Genomic DNA, 19,027 nt, shown 5'->3' on the forward strand with positions numbered 1-19,027 from the left:
GATGGCCGATGTACAGCCCTTCGATCGCCTCCATCCGGTCCTTCAGCACCACATCGTCAACACCCTCGGGTGGTCGGAACTCCGCCCTCTGCAGAGTGAGGCCATTGAGCCACTGCTCGCGGGGTCAGACGCCGTACTGCTCGCGCCGACTGCGGGCGGTAAAACCGAGGCCGCAATGTTCCCGTTGCTTAGCCGGATGGAGAGCGAGCGATGGGGAGGACTTTCTGTTCTCTACGTGTGCCCGCTCAAGGCGCTGCTGAACAATCTTCAGCCACGCCTGGAGACATATGCCGGTTGGCTTGGGCGAGCGGCGTACACCCGACACGGCGACACGACTGCAGGCGCGCGCAGGCACCAAGTCCTCGAACGCCCCTCGATCCTGCTTACTACGCCCGAATCGCTCGAGGCCATGCTGGTCTCGCCGCTGCTGGACGCACCGCGGATGTTCGGCGAACTGCGCACGGTCGTTGTGGACGAGGTCCACGCGTTCGCCAAAGACGACCGCGGATGGCACCTACTCGCGGTGCTGGAGCGACTGGCAGCTCTCGCTGGCCGGCCGCTGCAACGAGTGGGGCTCTCCGCAACCGTCGGAAACCCGGCAGAGCTGCTTGAGTGGCTCCAAGGACGGACATTGGGATCGAGGCCTGCCACGGTGGTTGCGCCGCCCGTGGAGACGAATGTGGTTCCCGAGCTAGCCCTCGACTACGTAGGAAACGTTGGCAATGCGGCGGCCGTGTTGGCTCAGATGCACCTTGGCGAGAAGCGGCTCGTCTTCGCCGACTCGAGGCGTACCGTCGAGGATCTGGCGGTTCGGCTACGCGAACGGGAGGTCGAGACTTTCGTATCGCACTCGTCGCTGTCACTGGACGAGCGACGAAGAGCCGAGACCGCCTTCTCCGAGGCACGGAACTGCGTCATTGTCTCGACATCCACACTCGAGCTCGGAATCGACGTAGGAGACCTCGACCGCGTCATCCAAATCGGCGCTCCCAACTCCGTCTCATCCCTGCTGCAGCGACTCGGGCGCACCGGACGCCGCCCGGGAACGACCCGGAACATGACGTTCCTGGCTCTGGATGACGTGGAGTTCGCGCGGTCTTTGGGTCTTCTCCTGTTGCTCAGCGAGGGGTTTGTCGAGGCCGTGGTTGCACCACCTGAGCCAAGACACGTAGCAGCACAGCAGTTCCTCGGAGCTGCCCTACAGAACGGCCATATCGATGTCGACCTCGAGTCGACATGGATAGCCGAGCTCGGGTTGGCGACAGGCGATGAGCTCGCGCTCATCAAGCAGTGGCTCCTCGACACCGGGCATCTGGATGTGGACTCCGGGCTGGCTTTCGTTGGCCCGACGGCAGAACGACGCTATGGGCCACGCAACTTCATGGAGCTGCTGGCGATCTTCACAGCCGCACCCGAGGTCGCTGTGCTGCACGGACGTACAGAGATCGGCAGCGTTGATCCGATGCTGCTGACCACCAAGACCGACGGGCCGCGTGTGATCGCCCTTGCAGGACGGCCGTGGCAGGTGACCCATATCGACTGGAAGCGACGTCGTGCGTACGTCGAACCGAGTGACGGGCTCGGAAAGTCCAAGTGGAGCGGTGATCCCCAGCCATACTCTTTCGAGCTCTCCGACGCGATTCGGCGGGTGCTGCTCGGTGCAGACCCTTCGAAAACAGAGCTGAGCCGGCGTGCAGTCGACCGCCTCGCCAACTTGCGCGAGACCTTCGATCCACGGGTCAGCAATAACGCAACCGTGATCGCAGAGGAGAGCTCACGACTGCGTTGGTGGACCTTCGCGGGGGCTCGAGCCAACGCGGTCTTGACGGCGGCCATCGGCCAAACCGCTCCGGACCTGCTGGATGAGTGGACCTTCAGCAATCTGAACCTCTCGCTACGGTCCGACGCGACGGCCGTCGCGGTCAGGGCCGCCATGCGTGAAGCCCGAAGCCGCTTCGGAGAAGATCTGGCCGGGGTGGTGCCAGAGATCAGCCAACAGGCCCTGAAGAAGCTCAAATTCTCGGAACTTCTGCCGCCCCAACTCGCTCTACAAACCCTGGCCGCACGTGGCGCCGACTGGCAGGGCGCTGCCTCGGTGGCACACAAGCGAATTGAGAACGCGATACCGACTGCGAAATGAACTAAGTTGCGACCATTCGATGACAACGGCTGCGTGTCCCAAAACTGTCACTAGAGGTCTTATCCATCGAAATTATGGAAGGAAGGTGCCATCTTGAATTGCTTCGCGAGTTGGCCCAAGGTGACCCGCTGATGGCAGACTGGCGCAGCACGTTTGCGGAGATCGGATTCAAGCCGAGTGGCCCGTTCGGTGCCTTGCGGACGCACGTTGAGGATGTTGAAGCTACCGTAGTAGAAGACGGCCTCGGCCTTCTTCGATTGACCTTTACTCACATCACAAAGCGCTCCCCGATGCAATATGACGTCACTGTCCCCCTCGACATACCGGCACAGCAGTTAGCTCAACTACTAGTCAGCGCGTTCGAGCGAGCGCACCCCAAAGTTCGCGCGAAGACGGCGAGCCCAGAGGCCACACCGCTGGACTACGGCATCGTTCGCGTTGGCGGTGCGCTCATTGAACGTGAGCGAGCCATCGGCTTGGCCCGCGAATACCTAACAGGATCTGCCACCTGGGCTTACCCGGCATACGACGCATACCAAGCGCAATCGGACCCGAACCGCATTGAGGACGCAGACTTGCTTGCGCCAGTGTTGCTCAATGTCAACAGGCTCACCCTTAAGGCCTACTACGGTTTGCAGCAACAACGGCCCCGATTGCAGGAGTGGCTGACAGAAATCCCTCAGGGTGCCCAACTGATCAGCGCTGAGGACAAGGATCTTAAGCCGATCCGAATGCTGTTCGGAGTGCTCGACGAGCACAGGATCCCAGACGTCCGGGGGACGATTCTTGCGAAGATCCTGCATCGCAAAAGGCCCGGCTTCATTCCGCTCTACGACGAACGCATCCGCCGCTGTTACCAAGACACTGAGCGGGCACCGGTGCCACCCCAGCGAGGTCGTCCATGGGGCGACTTCTTCGTCGCTCTAGCAATGGCCATGCGCAAGGACCTAGTTGACCAGCACGAAACCTGGTCTGAAATCGCGGACCTCGCTACAAACCCGCCGATCAGCCACCTCCGCGCTCTCGACATAGTCGCCTGGCGTGCCGCCGGCAGCCTCTCGGTCGGAGATCCACTGAACGAGCCTTTGACATAAACCCGGCGACCTAGGCTAGTTGCCATGAAGCGGCTGCAAGCCTGCCTGCCGGACAGTTCACTCGTCGGCAGCCCCATGTCGCATGACTGTGAGTGCAAGTGCGTCGATATCACGATCCACTGATTGGTAAGTCTGCATCAGGTCAACTGGCGTGCCCGTCGTTGCCCACGCACTGCCGCTGCTCGTCTCGAACGCCAGCATCAGGCCCGGCCGCTTACACATCCAGAACCGATACCCAGATTCACCAAACGGATCATCCGTCAGCGGCCGCCGGAGACTACCGCTGACTGGGAACATATCGAGCCAGCTCGCGGGACCACCGCCGTAGCCCGAGGTGTCAACATAGCCAGGCTCGATCTCGATCGGACGCACGGTCATGAACGACGTCGCAGCGATCCCTGCTATGACCCTGTACACCAGAGTCGCTGGCGTACTCGCCGGCACCATTGCCACAGATGGCAGCCCCGCAGCCACTTCAAGTCGCCTCATGAACTCCCGAGGTTCGTTGCGCAGATAGTCGATCCATTCAGTTGGCTCCCAGTCGCAGACGCCATGATCGTGACGACTGTGTACCTGAATTGTGCCGCTGCGATTGAGCATAATATCTAATCCGGCAATCGATCTTAGGGCCAATACATCATATTGACCGCCGCCAGGATGCTCACGTGCGATACGAATGAGTTGAGGGTGCCGACGGGCAATCTCGCTTGCCAGACGCCATGACGCTGCCTCGACGACGGTCGGACTTAAGGTCATAGATTTTTCCTTCTGCAGTTAAGACTCAGCGGCCTTCGATATTTCCTGGTAGATGCTCCACCGACGGTGTCAGCGCTGCCTCGTACATAGCCTCTTCCTGCTCAGATGCCAAGAGCGAAGAAGCTTCGATGCCAGGTGGTTCATGTTGATCACCCATCGGCCCTGTGGGGGTCGCACCTCGCTGCCTGGGCCACGATGTGACTGATCGTTACGCCGCGGGCAGTTCCGTCAGCTCATCGCTCTGGAACTCCGAGGGCGCAAGGCTCTCCGACACCGCTCAATCTCACTCGCACGTTCTTCTCAATGCTCCTCTTGAGCGCCCGCGGCCTTCGGATTTTGTGCCCGCCGTAACGCTAGGTGAGCTACAGCGATCATCGAAGTGTGGCGTAGGCCGCTCCGCGGGTCTACGGTTGCGAGTTCAAGCCCATGCTGGCTGGGGGGCCAGCAACCCGTTGGGGTCGGTGATGCCGGGGCTTGTTAGGGGCGGATGAGGCTGGGGGAAGACAGTGGAGTCACAGGGGGTGGGCTCGTCTGTGCCGGACGGGTCCTTAAACGATCGAGCTGCACGGATCTTCGAGTTTCTGGTTCAACTGCAGCGGCTACGAACTAAAGTCGTGCGTTCGGTCGATGCATACCGGTCGGTAATGTGGTTTGGTCACCTGCCCGTGGCCGACGGCTTGCGCTTCGGGCAGGGAACCGGCGATCCCACCCTGTGGCTGACGATCGACCGTGTCGAGCGAGTTCCGCCTCCGTCGCCACCGGAGCTTCTCAAGCCGTGGATCACTGAGAAATCATTGCGCGACTCCTCGCGAACGATTCCATCGCTAAGTCCTGTTGCGGCTCGGGCGGTTCAGGTCGTGACGCCTGAAGGTGATCTCGAGACGGTTACCGAAGAGCTACTGCTGCAGGATTCTCCCGAGGTACCCGATGCGCTTGGCGATTGGGCGCCGGTCTGGCAGGCATGGGCGGCAGACGATCGGCCACGAGCCGCCGTCGGCGACGCGTACCACCGGATTTATGCGATGTACCAGGACTCGCGTGCTCTCGCTGAGACCTATGAAATCGTTCTCGGACTCGGATGCCTCACCACCAGGTCTGGTAGCCAGGATGTCCGGCGACATCTCGTCACGATGGCCGCAACGATCGAGCTTGATCTGGACTCGGGACGGCTGACTGTGGTGCCTTCCCCGGACGCCAGGCCACCGGCGCTCGAGGAGGACATGCTGGATCCACAAGACACTGCGTCTGACATCCTTCGCCAGTCAATCCGTACCGGGCTCGAAAGCCTTAACGATCCATGGAGCGATGAACCGGACGGCGTGACCGTTTTACTCCGGTCATGGGTGAACGGATCCGGCCCTGACGCTGCCTTTGTTGCCGCGCAGTTGCCGCCGGCAAGCGGCGCTGGCGCGAAGGAGCCCACCGTAACGTTCGCACCCGCTCTGATACTGCGCGAGCGAACCAAGAGGTCGTTCGTCGCGGCTTGTGAGCAGATCATCGCGATGCTGCGCGCTGGCCAAGAGGTGCCGTCGGGTCTGCGGCAGTTCGCTGAAATTACTGACGGTCGCGTCTTCGATGCTGACCAGCGGTCCTGGAAACAGGCATATGCCGACGAAGAGGTTTACTTCCCCAAGCCGGCAAACGACGAACAACGTCTGATCCGAGAGCGGCTGGCCGATCATCAAACAGTGGTCGTCCAAGGCCCGCCAGGGACAGGCAAGACCCACACGATCGCGAACCTAGTTAGTGACCTGCTTGCCCATGGGCAACGAGTCCTTGTTACAAGCACGACCACGCGCGCCCTGACGGTTCTCAAGGACAAGCTGCCGAGCGAAGTCAGCGATCTGTGCGTCAGTGTCACCGACGATGCCGTGAGGGGGCAGGCGGACCTCGAGCGATCGGTGACAACCATCCTGGACAAGGCTGACCGGTGGGATGCTACAGCCGCCGAGCGAGAGGCAGCAGACCTTCGGAGGCGTCTGACATCCGCTCGGAAGCGTGAGCAGACAGCGCTTTCCGAGTTGCGCTCGATTCGAGAACACGAGACCTACGTCTATGGTCCTGACGTCGGTAGCTACTCCGGAACATTGCAGGAGATCGCCGAACGCCTTGCGCGGGAGGCCAACGCCTTAGGTTGGCTTGGTCGTGCCACGTCCGATCGACTCGATGTCAGCGTGGCCGACGTGACCGAGTTCCTGGACTTGTCGCGTCGTGCGACCCCTGAGTTGCGGGCACTGGCCGGAGGAGTCCCACAGCTTACCGAGCTTGTACAGCCGACCGATTTTGAGGGACTTGCCGAGCGGCGAACCGAGTTGAACGCGCGTGAAGCGGATCTGATCGAGGCTCGGGGAACAGAGGAGTTCGTCGCGCTTGCGAACACAGAGACACCCGAACGGGACGAGATCCGCCGCGTGCTGAGTGACCTGGGCCGTCGTCGGGGCGAGCTTGGTCGCCGTACCGAGGAATGGGCTGCCGAGGCTCAGAGTGCGGTGCTCAGCGGCCGAGACCGCGTCTGGCGGCAGCGACAGGAAATGACCGCGGCCGGCATCATCAATGAAGAGTCGTGGCTTGCAGGTATCGATGGACATGCTGTCACGGGGCTTGATGCTCTTGACCTTGGTGAGGCCGCCGGGCACGCCGCCGCCCTATTCGATCACCTGAACCAGGGTGGCAAGCTCAAAGGGCTTCTCGGGCGATCCAAGATCGCCAAGGTTGCCTCGCCGTTCCTGGATCAGGTCCGTGTCGATGGCCGGGAGATTGACGATCTGAAACGTCTGCGACCCGCTCATTCTCAAGTCATGGTCGAGAAGGTACTGGTACCACTAGAAGCAATGTGGGGCTACGCGCAGCCGCAAACCCTACCGCTCGCGCAACGGATCGCAGTCCTTGTCGATGACAACAAGATCCTCGCCGATGTCCTGTCTTTTGCAGATGCGGTCCACGTCGTCGAGCGACGGCTGCAGGAATTCCCCACAATGCCCGCCGTGGATCTTGGCGGGAGCGACGGCATCGCTAGGCTAGTCAGGGCGCTGGATGCGCTGGATCTCGTCGCTCTTCATGAGGTAGTTCGAGCTTCGGTCGATCGGACGAAGCGACTGTTGGACGATCAGGCGGCAGGCTCGGTCGCGGCCGTCCAACAAGGTGCAAAAGCCCTCAGCAGGTGGGACCCAGCCGAGTACCGAACGGCATTCCACGCTCTGGAAGCAGCCAGGGAAGCAAATACGGTCCTCGAGCGACTGCGTCAGTCTCGACAGGACGTTGCGACTGCAGCACCGGATCTTGTTGCAGGCATTGAGCAGACAAGCTCAGATCCGGCCTGGGACGAGCGATTGCACCGGCTATCCGAGGCCTGGGCCTGGTCCGTGTGGGATGAGAGGTTGACCGCCAAGACCGATCCACTCGCTGAACAACGATGGCGGGAGTCGCTCGACGCCGCTGAGGTAGACATTCGGGCAGCATTGGAGCGACTCGCGACCAACAGGGGCTGGGCGCATGCACTCAGACGTCTTACCCCAAGAGAGTCCACCCACCTAAAGATGTACGCCCAGGCCGTGCGCAAGGCGGGTAAAGGCACCGGGAAATACGTGAGCAGGTATCGCGAAGATGCTCGCCAGAGTCTTCAGGAATGCCAGAGCGCAGTTCCTGCATGGATCATGCCGATGCACCAGGTCTTCGACACCGTTCCGGTCGATCGGCCGAATCTGTTCGATGTCGTTATCGTCGACGAGGCCAGTCAATCCGGACTCGAAGGACTGTTGCTGTCCTGGTTGGCTCCTCGGCTGGTTGTCGTTGGGGATGACAAGCAGGTAAGTCCATCGAACGTGGGGTTGGACCACGAAGCTGTCTTTACATTGCAGGACCGCTACCTAGCGCCGCTTGAACACAAGGCCCTGTTCGGCCCCCTCAACAGCTTCTTCGACCAGGCAGTCGGCATGGCGTCGCGCATCATGCTCCGCGAGCACTTCCGCTGTATGCCCGAGATCATCGGCTTCTCCAATGAGCTGTGCTACAACGGTGCGCTAGTGCCTCTGCGGCAGTATGGTGCCGACCGGCTGCCACCGTTGCGCACGACCTACGTCAAGGGCGCCGTCGTATCCGGCCGCCGGGACGTTGTCAACGAACCCGAAGCCGACGAGATCGTCGCTCAGATCGAGAAGTGTTGTGCCGATCCGGCGTACGACGGCAAGTCCATGGGCGTCATCACCTTGCTCGGGCACGCACAGGACAAACTGATCATGCAGCGGCTGGTAGACGCCCTGGGAGTCCGCCTCGTCGAGGAACGAAAGCTGCGCGCCGGCAACGCCGAGGCGTTCCAAGGTGATGAGCGAGACGTCATCTTCATCTCGATGGTTTCGAGTCTCCAGTCGACAATCGGCCCGGCCCGCATCGGCACACTCAGCAAAGAATCCGATCAACAGCGCCTCAACGTCGCGGCATCCCGTGCGAGGGACCAGGTATGGCTGTTCCATAGTGTTCAGCCAGGAGACTTGTCCGGCAAAGACTTGCGGCAGCGTTATCTGCGCTACCTGCTCAAGCCTGTGGGACAGCAGGATGCGCTCGATATCGGTGACGTTCTGCCTGATCGCCGTCATCCGGCCTTCGATAGCCTATTTGAGCAACGCGTCTTCCTCGCCGCACGCGAGCGCGGATTCCGCGTGCGCCCGCAGGTTAAGGTCGGCGGCTATCGAATCGACCTGGTTATCGAAGGCGGCACCCAGCGACTAGCCGTCGAATGCGACGGCGATGCATTCCATGACGGCGAGGCAGCGTTGGACGACGCGGCCCGGCAGCGAGACCTCGAACGGGTCGGCTGGACCTTCTGGCGCGTTCGAGGCAGCGTCTTCTTCCGGGATCCGCAACAAGCTCTCCAACCACTCTGGGCACAACTCGAGGACCTGGAGATTCAGCCAACTTGGGGTCAGCAGACGATTCAAGACGCTATAGCCACACATGTCGAGGTTCAGGCCGCCGCGGTACCCGTCAGCAGTGCAGCGGATGAACTACTTGATGAGCCCTTCTCACCAGGCAACTCGACCGATGTAACCACGATCGTTGCGCCGGCAGCCTCAACAGCCACCGTCATTGACAAGCCCCAGATCGATGATCATCCGGTGCAGCGGTTCCGCAGCGGGAAGATGCTGCTCTCTTCAGTCGCACGAAGAAGAGTTCAAGAGGAAGCCACGGCCATCCAACGATGGCTCCGTGATCCGCCGCCCATCAGAGCCGTTGACGGACGATCGCACGATGTCGAGCTTGTAAACCAGGAACGACATCGTGATGACCTAGAGACCCGATTGCACCACCTTGAGCGAGTGCTGTCGCAGTCAACCGTGGATCCGTCGCACGGCGGCGGCCTTTGGGTTACGCCCGGATGCATTATCGGGCTCCAGTACCCGGGCGACGACGACTGCGATCGGCTGTTCGTGACCATCGTGCCGCATGCCAATGATCTTCCTACCGACACGCTGCCGGTCAGCCCCCTTACTGATCTTGCGCGGGCCATCGAAGGCGCAGAGCCTGGGGACACGGTCGAGTTCGAGACGCCGCGGGGTCTCCAGCGGGCTGTTGTAGTCGAAGTTCAGGACTGAAAGAAGTCTTCCCGTTATCTATCAAACAATTCTGGCATGCAGACTTCTCGGGGTTGGTCGACATATGTCGTTAGCGACAGCATCATTAGGAGCGAGATGAAAGCCGATGCACTTAGCCCGCGGCAACTGTTCGACGGAAAAATGCACTACGAAATTCCCGCGTTCCAACGTCCATATGTGTGGAACGAAGAAGACCAGTGGGCGCCTCTGTGGGCCGACGTAGTCCGAGTCGCAGAGAGTCGGGTGGCAGGCGGCACCCAGGCAGCGATACCTCATCATTTTCTGGGCGCAGTCGTCTACGAGTCGAAGCCGCCAGTAGTCGGCGACGTCACCCGACACATGGTTATCGACGGCCAGCAACGCACGACTACCCTCCAATTGATGATTGACGCAGCTCAGGCAGCCATCGCTGAGCGTGGACACGACCTGCTGGCAGAGGACTTGGAGGAGTTGATCCTCAACAAGTCTTCGGCGTTCAAAGGTCGCCCCGAACGCTTCAAGCTTTGGCCATCTCGTCATGACCGCGCGGCGTTCGCGCAGGCCATGGACCCTCAGGCAGGCTGGACGGGCGAACACCGAATCTTGGCGGCCCACGAATTCTTCAGTGCCGAAGCCCGCACCTGGTTGACTGCCACGCCTGATGCCGACGGCAAGGAACCACCTGGCACAGAAGCCGAGCGAGCTGAGGCGTTGTCAGCGACGCTCCAGGACGGATTGTTCCTAGTCGCGATCAACCTGGCCGGCCACGACGATGCGCAGCTGATTTTCGAGACCCTGAACGATCGCGGTACGCCCCTGCTGAAGGCCGACCTGATCAAGAACTGGATATTCCAGCACGGCGAGAGGGTCGGGGTAGACATCGAGCGGTGGCCCGAGACCCATTGGGGCGACTTCGATGACGACTGGTGGCGGGCCGAGATCAACCAGGGCCGCCACTCGCGATCTCGCATCGACATCTTCCTGCAGTACTGGCTCACAATGCGCCTGTCCGATGAGGTCAAGACCGAGCACGTGTTTCGAGTCTTCACCGAGTACGCGGCTCCTCTTATGGCCGACGCTACCGAGACCGAGCGATTGCTTGGCGAGCTACGGAAGGACGCCGACACATACCGTGCATTCGTCGAACTCGACGAGCAGGCGGCTGAGGGAGCCTTCTACAGCCGTGTAATCGAGACAATGGAGCTGGCCGCGACCAGTCCGCTACTCATGTGGATGTTGTCAGAGAACCACCAAGTACCAGCCGACCAGCGTGCTGTCGGCCTCAACGCACTCGAGAGCTGGGTCATCCGCCGTACCCTCCTTCGGTTGACCATGAAAGACGTCAACCGCATGATGGTCGCAATTCTGAAGTTGCTAGACAGGAGCACGGTCGCAACCGCCGGCGACACGGTCCGGAGCTTCCTTGCCTCGCAGACCGCCGACGCCCGAGTCTGGCCAACCGATGACGCCATGAAGGCTGACTTGCCGACAGTTCGGCTGTATGGAAACGTTCGGCAGGCGCGGCTAAGAACCGTCCTCGGGGCGGTGGAGCAGATGCTTCGAACCGAACGGCACGAGGCAGTTGGCCTACCTCCGAAGTTGGAAATCGAACATGTGATGCCCCAGAAGTGGCACACGTACTGGGATCCCGAGCCCAAGCTCACGCCGGAGCAGGCGGCCGCTCGGGAGAAGCGGATCAACACTCTGGGAAACCTCACCTTGGTTACCAGAAGGCTGAACGGCTCGCTGTCGCACCGCCCCTGGACGGACAGGGAAGCTGATGGGCTCAAAGCCGGAGGCGACGCTAACTTTGGGAAGCGCAGTCTCCTCGACAAGTACAGCTTGCTCGTCTTGTCGAATGACCTCATCCGTAATCACGTCAGCGCTTGGACTGACGCAGCCATCGACGCTCGGTCCGTTGAACTGACGGAGTACATCTGCGACGTATGGCCTGGTCCCCCAGCTGGTGTTGCGCCGATCGATCTTACGGTCGAGGTTGTGGGCTCGCCCATCGGCGCGGCGCTGCAGGTGGTGTCGTGGGACGACACCGATCTCGCCGATTTCGCCGCATCCTCAACTGGCCTGACTCTCGACTTCCTTGACCACGTCGCCGTGGCCAAGCCTGGTGTGCTGTTCACCGGTGCTGATCTGGAAGATCAGGGCTATGTCGTCGACCAGATCTCTGGCATCAGTGGAGCGATAGCGCGCAAGACCTATCAGACCTATCGCAGATCGAACCCGCCGATTGAGTTCATCAAGGCCGATGGGCGATGGCACTATCGGATGCGAACCGAGCTCGCCGACCGGTGGCGGGCAATCCGGAATCTCGCCACGCCATCTGAGACCGTTGAGTCACTGCCGAACTCACAGCCAGCTGCTCCAATGTGGGTGGTACACACGGGGAAGTATGAGCCTCTGTGGCGCTGGCTCCGCGACTGCGAGAAAGGCGAAGTCCATCTGACGTTTTCGAAGGTCGAGCAGATCCTGGGGTTCTCCTTGCCCAACTCGAGCCGAGATCACCCACCCCACTGGTACAGCTACGAAGGCAGCGCCGTCGCCCGCGCAATCATCGACGCCGGCTGGAAAGCCACGCATGTCCAGCTATCCGCAGAGACGGTGACCTTGGTTCGCAGCAGCTAGCGGCTCCTGTTCGGCGACGACTCAGACCGCAGCACTCAAGCTTGCTGCAAGACAGGCAACTGAGGAGGTCTTCCGCCACCGAGCTGGCACGGTCCCGAAGCCTTCCAATGCCGAAAGTCGGGTCCCCCTGGGCGAGCGATTCGCCCGCCCAGAGGGGCCGGAATCATGGGCTATTCGAGAGCAGAGGCCTCGCAGACGCATTCATCTGGTCGGTCTTCGAGGAACTGGGCCGCGGCTTGCCGGACTGTCGACTCCTCGTCATGGCCCAGGCCATATGCCGCATCGATGGCAGCCTCGATGCATTCGGCGTTGTGTTGCGCCAGGTCGTACTCGAGTTCCAGCTCCAGCATCCATGCCGAGGCTGCTCCAAGGTCTGTCTCGAGGTCCTCGACCACGGCGACATCTCCGCTGGACGCGAGTGCTTCAATGGCTTCGATCACGGCTGGAGGGCCGATCATTTCGTAGCGTTCGGCATCAACAGATCCGCGAAGGCGAACAAGATCTTCGGCGATGTGTTGAAAGCAGCCTTGTCTAGTCTCACCGGTGGAGACAACGAGGAACGCGCGTTCTGGTGCTGGGGAGCAGGAGGTCGGTCGGCAATGCCCGATGCTGCAGCTTCCGCGTCGTACGGCACAGACGCACGTCACCAGCGCGTCCGCAGCGATAACTTCGCTGGACCGTTGCTCGCTGACCTCTCGGAGCCACTCGCTGACATGATTTGCTCTATCGAACTCTTCCCGCCCGATGTCACCACTCTGAGCCCATGCCTCTACATCGCGCGCGGCAGCGACAGCGAGGGTTAGGCAACGGTTGGTCGTTAAGGCGTCGAATTCAGCGTCGTGAGCTCGCGGCATGGACTCGAGCCAGTGCACTAGGTGTCGTGCCTGGGCGACGATGTGGTGGTGCGTGGGGTCGGTGTATCGGGCCATCTCTCGGGCTGCACGGGTGTAATTGAGGCCGGTCAGCCTCATGTATGCGCGAACCGCGCGTTGGCGTTTGTCAGCCATGACACATCCTCTGCGACAGAGCACGCCCATGTCGTCGCTCTGCCGGCGGTGTCAAAGGCTGGACTGGCTTAACGGCAGATCAACTGATTCCCATGGAAGCTGTGCTTCTTGTCTTCGTTGCCGCAGTGACATGGGCACCAGGCTCGGAGTCGGGCAGCTGGGCTACCTGCATCCAAGGCTAGCGCCTCGTGGCGCCTAGCGCGATATGGACAGCAGTCTCTCCACGTCTGTAGGTCAGCCAGACCGAGCCCAACGGCGGGACTGATCAGCTGCCGCGCTCGTCGATCGTTCGGCGTTCTGTTGCGATGGTTTCGGCGAAACGCGCGCGGAGTTCGGGCAGAGAAGCGTGGCCGGTGGGCGAGAGGCTCTGGAGTACGCGAGTCAGCGGCCAGTGCGTGACGGAGCCTTCGTACGCGTGGTAGACGCCGATGCCTTCGATCGATAGCTCATCGTCGGAGTCGGCGAGTGCGCAGGCTAAGACTTGGCGCAGCGTTCGAGGAAGTTGGGCTTCTGGGCGCAGCTCACATTTGACCTCGATCAGGGTATTGCCGAGTAGCAGATCTCCGACGGCGAAGCGGTTGGCGAAGCTAGGTCTGATCGTTGTGGGTTCGCCAAGTCCCGCGAACGTGGCGCGTGCTGCGGCGAGGTATTTGTACCAGAGCCTAAGGAGTGCCTCGATCGACTCTTGTGGCGGGCTGTGCCGATTGTGGGCCCAGAAGGCAGAGAGGTTCTCCGGAGTGTTGAGTTCCCTGTTCCCTAGCGCATGGGCGATGGATTCGACGTAGGCCACGCGCCAGCACAGCGTTGACGCTTCAACTTGACGATCGTGATCGTTGAGGAGGTAGTGATCATCGATCAGGGCACCTTTCTGCCAGGTCGGTAGCCCGTCGTCGTCTGCTGGCGGGCTGAAGCCCAATGCGCGGATCGCGTCTAGGCCATCCGGCAACGAGACAGCAGCAGTGAGTTCGCCGTACGGCAGGATCTGAGCCAGGTCGAATCCGAGGCGGATTTCGATCGCAGCTCCGATGAGATGCGGAGTTCGTGATGCCGGTATGGACCTCGTCCATGAATGCTGCTGCAGGTTCCTCGCCCAGGGGCGGGTAAGCAGTTCGTGATGCGGAAGATGTTCATCGAAGAACGCGTTGACCGAGCTCTTCGGATCGTCCAGCGCCACCGTGAGAGACATGTCAGGCGACGCTCCCAAGACAGGCTTGGATGGTTTCTGCGGGAGCAGGCGTCATGATTGCGAGTATCGCAGTTCGAGTTCGTTGCTTGCCGCACCGACAACGAGCCGATCTGGTGGACACTACTAGCCGTTTTACTGACCGCAATGAGTGCTCGATGTCGCGCAACGACGAGAGCCACTGACAAGTCCGGCGGCGCATCTTCGCAGGTCACGGGCATGTTCGGACAACTTTGGCAGGTGTTGAGATGTCTGGCGGGGCAAAGCGGTGGTTAGGGGTTCAAGTCCCCTCGTCGGCCCTGTGAAGTGGGCATATGCCCGTCGGGACATTCTCCCGAGGGCCGCAGCTCATCCTTTGAGCTCGCTCGACAACCTTCATCAAATGTTGGGATCGTCGACGGTTCGACGGGCAGCAGGTCCACCGCATCGTCGGATCCAGTGGAAGGCGGAGACTCCGGGTTCAGCGCCACTTCGAGTAGGGCACCGCCCGCTTTCCCGCCGGCCGGCTCGCCGAGCATGTCCTGCGGCAGGCACCAGTTCTTGTGCTCGACGAACTCGGCAACGGCGGCGAAGCCCATTCGCCGAGCTCACCGGCGACACCGGCCGCAGCAACTGCTGGCAGTCGTCACTGAACAGCTCACCGCGAACGGGTGGCAGTGGGCAACGACGACGTACGGCATCGGCTGGATCTGCTGCCGGCACATCACCACACAGTCCACGAACCCAGTGCATCCGCCATCGGGCCGCCCGCCACACCGACGAAAGTCGTCGTACATCCCTGACCAGGCCCTGAGACCGCAAACCCGTAGCGCCCATTGGCTCCCTCCCAGGACAATGGGCGAGGTGACGATGACCGCGGCTGAGGCACGCCAAGCCCTGCAGCGGCTGAACGACGCGCTGGAAGGGCCGTTGCGGACCAGCGCCCGGCGCGAAGGCCTCGCCTGGCTCGCGGCCCTGCACGGCGAGGACCTGGTCCGGCTGGACGAACTCGCTCGCTACCGCACGATCTACGACGGCCCTGCCATCAGCAGCCGCCCTGATCCGACAGAGTCGACCGGGCTGGGAGCGGTGCTGGCGAGCCTGTACTACGACGGGCGATTGCGGGAGCGTGCGCTGCCCTACCTGCCTGGTGAGCTCGCGCCTGTGCTGCTGGCGCTCCGGACCACCGATCATGTCCCGCAGATCCGCACACGCGCCCGGGAGTTGCTGTTCACGTTGCCACCCGCCTTGGCCGCAATGGAGGTGCTGCTGGTTATACGCCGGCGCCTGTACGGCAAAGGACTCCTCGACGAGTACGCGAAGCGGCTGACCGAAGAACAACTTTCGGGACTGCGCGCAGCTCGGTTTCGGGACCTGCGGCGGTGGGCCTATCAGCGTGATCTGGTGAACGGCACCCTCACTCGGGCCGAACTGGAGATCGGTGCTCTCGACAACGACCAGTGGATCCGTGCCAGATGCGCTGACGCACTGGCCCAACGAGCCGACGCCGGTGTCGCGCCCGGGCTCCTCACCAGCCGGTACGTCGAAACACGTATGGCTGGGCTGCTCCGGTTGCCTGACGAACTGCTGAGTGTTGAGCAGATCGGCGATGCTCTGTTCGACAGATCGGCGCGCGTCCGCGAGCTGGCCCAATGGCGCTGTCGGCGACGAAGCGGCGACCCCGCCAAGACCTATCGCGACGCTGCTCTCGTGGCCGATCGGATCGCGGTAGGCCGTCGTATCGGCTTGATTTCCGGGCTGTTCGAGGTCGGCGAGGCGGACGATCTGCCGCTGATCGTGCGGCACCTCACGGATCGAGGACCACGGGTGCGACTCGCGGCGGTGAAGGCGGTAACTGGCTGGCTCGACGGTGCGGAGCGGGCCAAGTTGCTGGGGCCGTTGCTGCTGGATGCCTCACCGAAGGTGGTCGGCGCCGCGGCGGCTGCCTTGGCGGCACTGCCACGGCAGGTGACGGCCGAGTTCGTCGAAGCTGCCTGGGCCTCCGGTCAACCGTGGTCGCGGGCCGGCGCGACGCGGGTCGAGGTTGCCGGCGGACCTTGGAACGCACTCGAGTCGATCCTGCGTCTGGTGGCCGATGTCGATCCCCATCTGAGCCGGCAGGGTCGGATCAGGCTGGCCAACTGGTTCCGGAGTACCCCCGATGGTGGGCAGCTACCGAACGAGGATCAGAAGGTGAGGCTGCGCCGCCGGATGGGCGAGGTCACACTAGACGATGCGACCGTCCGGCGGCTCGGCTTCTACGCCAGGCTGTGGCCTCTGACTTAGTGAGCGAGCCGCAGCCGCACGAGGCCATTGCTGCTCGGTGGGTTCCCCGCTAGCTGGCTGCAAGACCGATGGTGCACGACCGTGAACCAGATGGGCGGCTACACCGAAACCTTCGTCCCCAGAGCATCCTGGGTTGAGATGCTGGCACAGCCTGCATTGCTGGCCGCCGCCAGGAATGAGCTCGAGAGCCGGCAGCCGAAGTGCTGGGCCCGGCGCCGGAGCGCCGGGCCTAGCGGGTTGGTCAGGTACGGCGGACTGCCAGGCCGTCGATCTGGTAGACCTTGCCGGCTGTTCTGGTGGTCAGGAGCACCGATCCGGTCAGGAAGGTCGACGGGACCGGCAGCGGCACGACTGCCTGGTACACGAGTGACGGGTTGCTGAGATCGACGATGCCGACCGACTTCCCGTTGTAGTAGACGGTCAGGCTGCCGCAGGTCGAGCACTTCGTCGCCACCAGCCAGAGGCGCTTGGCCTGGACGCTGCTGCGCGAAACGGAGATCCCGGTCGTGGTGGTGACCGTCGCGGTGCCCAGGTAGTACGCCGAGTTGGTCGTCCGGGTCCATCCGGTCGAGGCGCCCATCGTGCGGTCGTCCGACGGCCGGGAGAAGCAGCGGTCGGCGGTCCAGCCGGATACGTTGCCGACGGCATCCCGGGCTCGGACCGAGACGCAGTACTCATACCCCGCCGCGAGGCCGATCGTCACCGAGGTGGCCGTCGTACCGGACTTGATCGCGGCGTACGCGCCGAAGTTTCCGGCCGTCGGTGCGATCCGCCAGCGGGAGTCGTACGAGTCGACCGGCGTGCCGCTGTCGTCGGAGGCGGTGTAGGTGACCGTGGCGGTCGCCGCCGTGGTCACGTCGAAGACCGGCGCGGTAATCCGCACGGTGGGCGCGGTGAGGTCGACCAGCACGTGCCGGAAGGCAACGCTGGCCTGCCCGTCGACGTCGACCGCCTTCACCCGGAACTTGTGGGAGCCGGCAGGCACTCCGCTCTTCTGGTAGGGCGAGGTGCACGGCACGGCCGGCGTGTCGTCGAGCTGGCACGTGGTGGTCACCGGTCCTGCCATGCCGTTGGTGTCGAACGGGATGCTCACAGCGGAGCCCATCGGGGTGGACGTCGAACCGAGGCTCACTCGGGCGCCCTGCCACACCGCCGACCCGATGCGATCCGTGCCTTGGGTGCGGTAGGTTGTCTGGCCCGATCCGAGGGTTCCGTCGGGCCCGACCGGAAACGTCACGAGGGCGCTGCCGCCGAAGGCGATCGACTGCGTCATCAGCACCTCGGAGCCGTCGGGTGACCACGTGATGCCTGCTGGCCGCTCGGTCGCGGTGCCGAGCTTCGGTGTGCCGCCGCCGACCGGAACGATCGCGGGGGCGTTGCCGTCGATGTACGCGATCCAGCGGTAGTCCGGCGACACCGACGGCATGGTGCTCTGCTCGGTACCCGCGAGGGTGCCGGTCACGACTCCGGCGGCCTTGGCCTGAACGATGGCCAACCGTCCGCTGGTCTGGTCCTTCACGATCACGTTCGAGTTGCTCATCCAGGTCGGCATCTGCAGGTTGCAGCCCACCCGGATCGGCGTCCCTCCTGTTGCGGCCACGAGCTCCACGCAGGAACCGGCGTTCGGCTGCAGTCGCTCGAAGGCGATCCTCGACCCGTCCGGCGACCACGCCAGGCGGATGATGCCCGAGGAGCCGTCGAGAATCTTCACCGGCGTCGCGTGCGGGATGTCGGCCCGCACGCGCCAGATGGCGAGTTGCCCCCTCGCAAAGGCGATCTCCCGTCCGTCGGGCGAGGCGGCGAGGACGTCGCCGATGATCTGGGTCGGGCCGTCCGGCGCGAGCGGGACGACCTGCTGGCCCCCGGGTACGGCGATCTGGCCCGCGTATGTGCGGGTGTTGCCGTTCTCGAGCCAGATCGTGTGGCCGACGGTGATCGCCCGACGGGCGGCCGGCAGCGTGATCGGCGTACTGGCTGGGCCCTCGCCCTCGGCGTTCGTCGCGGCGACCGAGTAGGTCGCGCCGGGAACGTGCTCCGACTCGTGCCACTGGTACCCGACCTCGTTCCAGGCGGGCTTCCAGGGCAGGACGGTGTCGGTGCCGCCGACGATCCGGTGGATGTTGTAGCCGGTCACGGAGTCGTCGTTGGCATCGGGCGACGCCGTCCAGCGCAAATCGACGCCGGTCAGGGTGCCGGCCAGCTTGACGTCCAGCGGCGCGGACGGCAACTTCGCCGCTCGACTCACCTTGGTGGGAGCGGGAAGCGCGGCGGCGGGCAGGATCGCGGTCAGGCCGACAGCGGCCAGCGCGATCGGCGCGAGCACTCGAAAGGTCGTGCGCACAGGGTTCCTCGAATCGGGACGGCGAGAGCCAGAA

The 19,027-nt window shown here is 62.9% G+C and carries 9 protein-coding genes; 5 read left to right on the top strand and 4 right to left on the bottom strand.

The genetic code is table 11. The features are described from left to right. The first annotated feature begins 1 nt into the window (after window position 1). Window positions 2-2,140, top strand: coding sequence for a DEAD/DEAH box helicase (locus OX958_RS31390; protein ID WP_270133772.1), 2,139 nt, complete (start codon window positions 2-4; stop codon window positions 2,138-2,140). Between the two features lie 131 nt (window positions 2,141-2,271). After that, a complete protein-coding gene (locus tag OX958_RS31395; protein ID WP_270133773.1) occupies window positions 2,272-3,234 on the top strand; it encodes a DUF6308 family protein in 963 nt (320 codons plus the stop codon). A gap of 57 nt (window positions 3,235-3,291) precedes the next feature. On the opposite strand, the gene OX958_RS31400 is transcribed toward OX958_RS31395, so the two are convergent. Further along, window positions 3,292-3,990: a TY-Chap2 family putative peptide chaperone gene (locus OX958_RS31400; protein WP_270133775.1), complete on the bottom strand. Its 699-nt coding sequence runs from the start codon at window positions 3,988-3,990 to the stop codon at window positions 3,292-3,294. A gap of 614 nt (window positions 3,991-4,604) precedes the next feature. On the opposite strand from OX958_RS31400, the gene OX958_RS31405 reads away from it, so the two are divergent. Both OX958_RS31405 and OX958_RS31410 read left to right on the top strand, forming a co-directional pair. Continuing rightward, complete coding sequence (locus OX958_RS31405; protein WP_270133776.1) at window positions 4,605-9,578, top strand: AAA domain-containing protein; 4,974 nt, start codon at window positions 4,605-4,607, stop codon at window positions 9,576-9,578. Between the two features lie 96 nt (window positions 9,579-9,674). After that, the gene (locus OX958_RS31410) at window positions 9,675-12,197 is read left to right on the top strand and encodes a DUF262 domain-containing protein (protein ID WP_270133777.1); all 2,523 of its coding nucleotides are present in this window, start codon (window positions 9,675-9,677) and stop codon (window positions 12,195-12,197) included. Between the two features lie 170 nt (window positions 12,198-12,367). On the opposite strand, the gene OX958_RS31415 is transcribed toward OX958_RS31410, so the two are convergent. Then, window positions 12,368-13,204 carry a hypothetical protein gene (locus OX958_RS31415; protein ID WP_270133779.1) on the bottom strand — a complete coding sequence of 279 codons (837 nt, stop codon included), beginning with the start codon at window positions 13,202-13,204 and terminating at the stop codon, window positions 12,368-12,370. 265 nt (window positions 13,205-13,469) lie between these two features. After that, entirely contained in the window at window positions 13,470-14,390 is a 921-nt protein-coding gene (locus OX958_RS31420; RefSeq protein WP_270133780.1) for a hypothetical protein, read from the bottom strand. An 840-nt stretch (window positions 14,391-15,230) separates the two neighbouring features. On the opposite strand from OX958_RS31420, the gene OX958_RS31425 reads away from it, so the two are divergent. After that, entirely contained in the window at window positions 15,231-16,652 is a 1,422-nt protein-coding gene (locus OX958_RS31425; protein ID WP_270133782.1) for a hypothetical protein, read from the top strand. 241 nt (window positions 16,653-16,893) lie between these two features. On the opposite strand, the gene OX958_RS31430 is transcribed toward OX958_RS31425, so the two are convergent. Continuing rightward, window positions 16,894-18,993, bottom strand: a complete 2,100-nt coding sequence (locus OX958_RS31430; protein ID WP_270133783.1) for a hypothetical protein — start codon at window positions 18,991-18,993, stop codon at window positions 16,894-16,896. Window positions 18,994-19,027: the final 34 nt, after the last annotated feature.

It is taken from the genome of Kribbella sp. CA-293567 (genome assembly GCF_027627575.1).
Taxonomy (GTDB): domain Bacteria; phylum Actinomycetota; class Actinomycetes; order Propionibacteriales; family Kribbellaceae; genus Kribbella.

Coding starts and splice junctions, on each gene's coding strand:
- OX958_RS31390 (WP_270133772.1), top strand. CDS start 2: ATGGCCGATGTACAGCCCTTCGATCGCCTCCATCCGGTCCTTCAGCAC.
- OX958_RS31395 (WP_270133773.1), top strand. CDS start 2,272: ATGGCAGACTGGCGCAGCACGTTTGCGGAGATCGGATTCAAGCCGAGT.
- OX958_RS31400 (WP_270133775.1), bottom strand. CDS start 3,990: ATGACCTTAAGTCCGACCGTCGTCGAGGCAGCGTCATGGCGTCTGGCA.
- OX958_RS31410 (WP_270133777.1), top strand. CDS start 9,675: ATGAAAGCCGATGCACTTAGCCCGCGGCAACTGTTCGACGGAAAAATG.
- OX958_RS31415 (WP_270133779.1), bottom strand. CDS start 13,204: ATGGCTGACAAACGCCAACGCGCGGTTCGCGCATACATGAGGCTGACC.
- OX958_RS31420 (WP_270133780.1), bottom strand. CDS start 14,390: ATGTCTCTCACGGTGGCGCTGGACGATCCGAAGAGCTCGGTCAACGCG.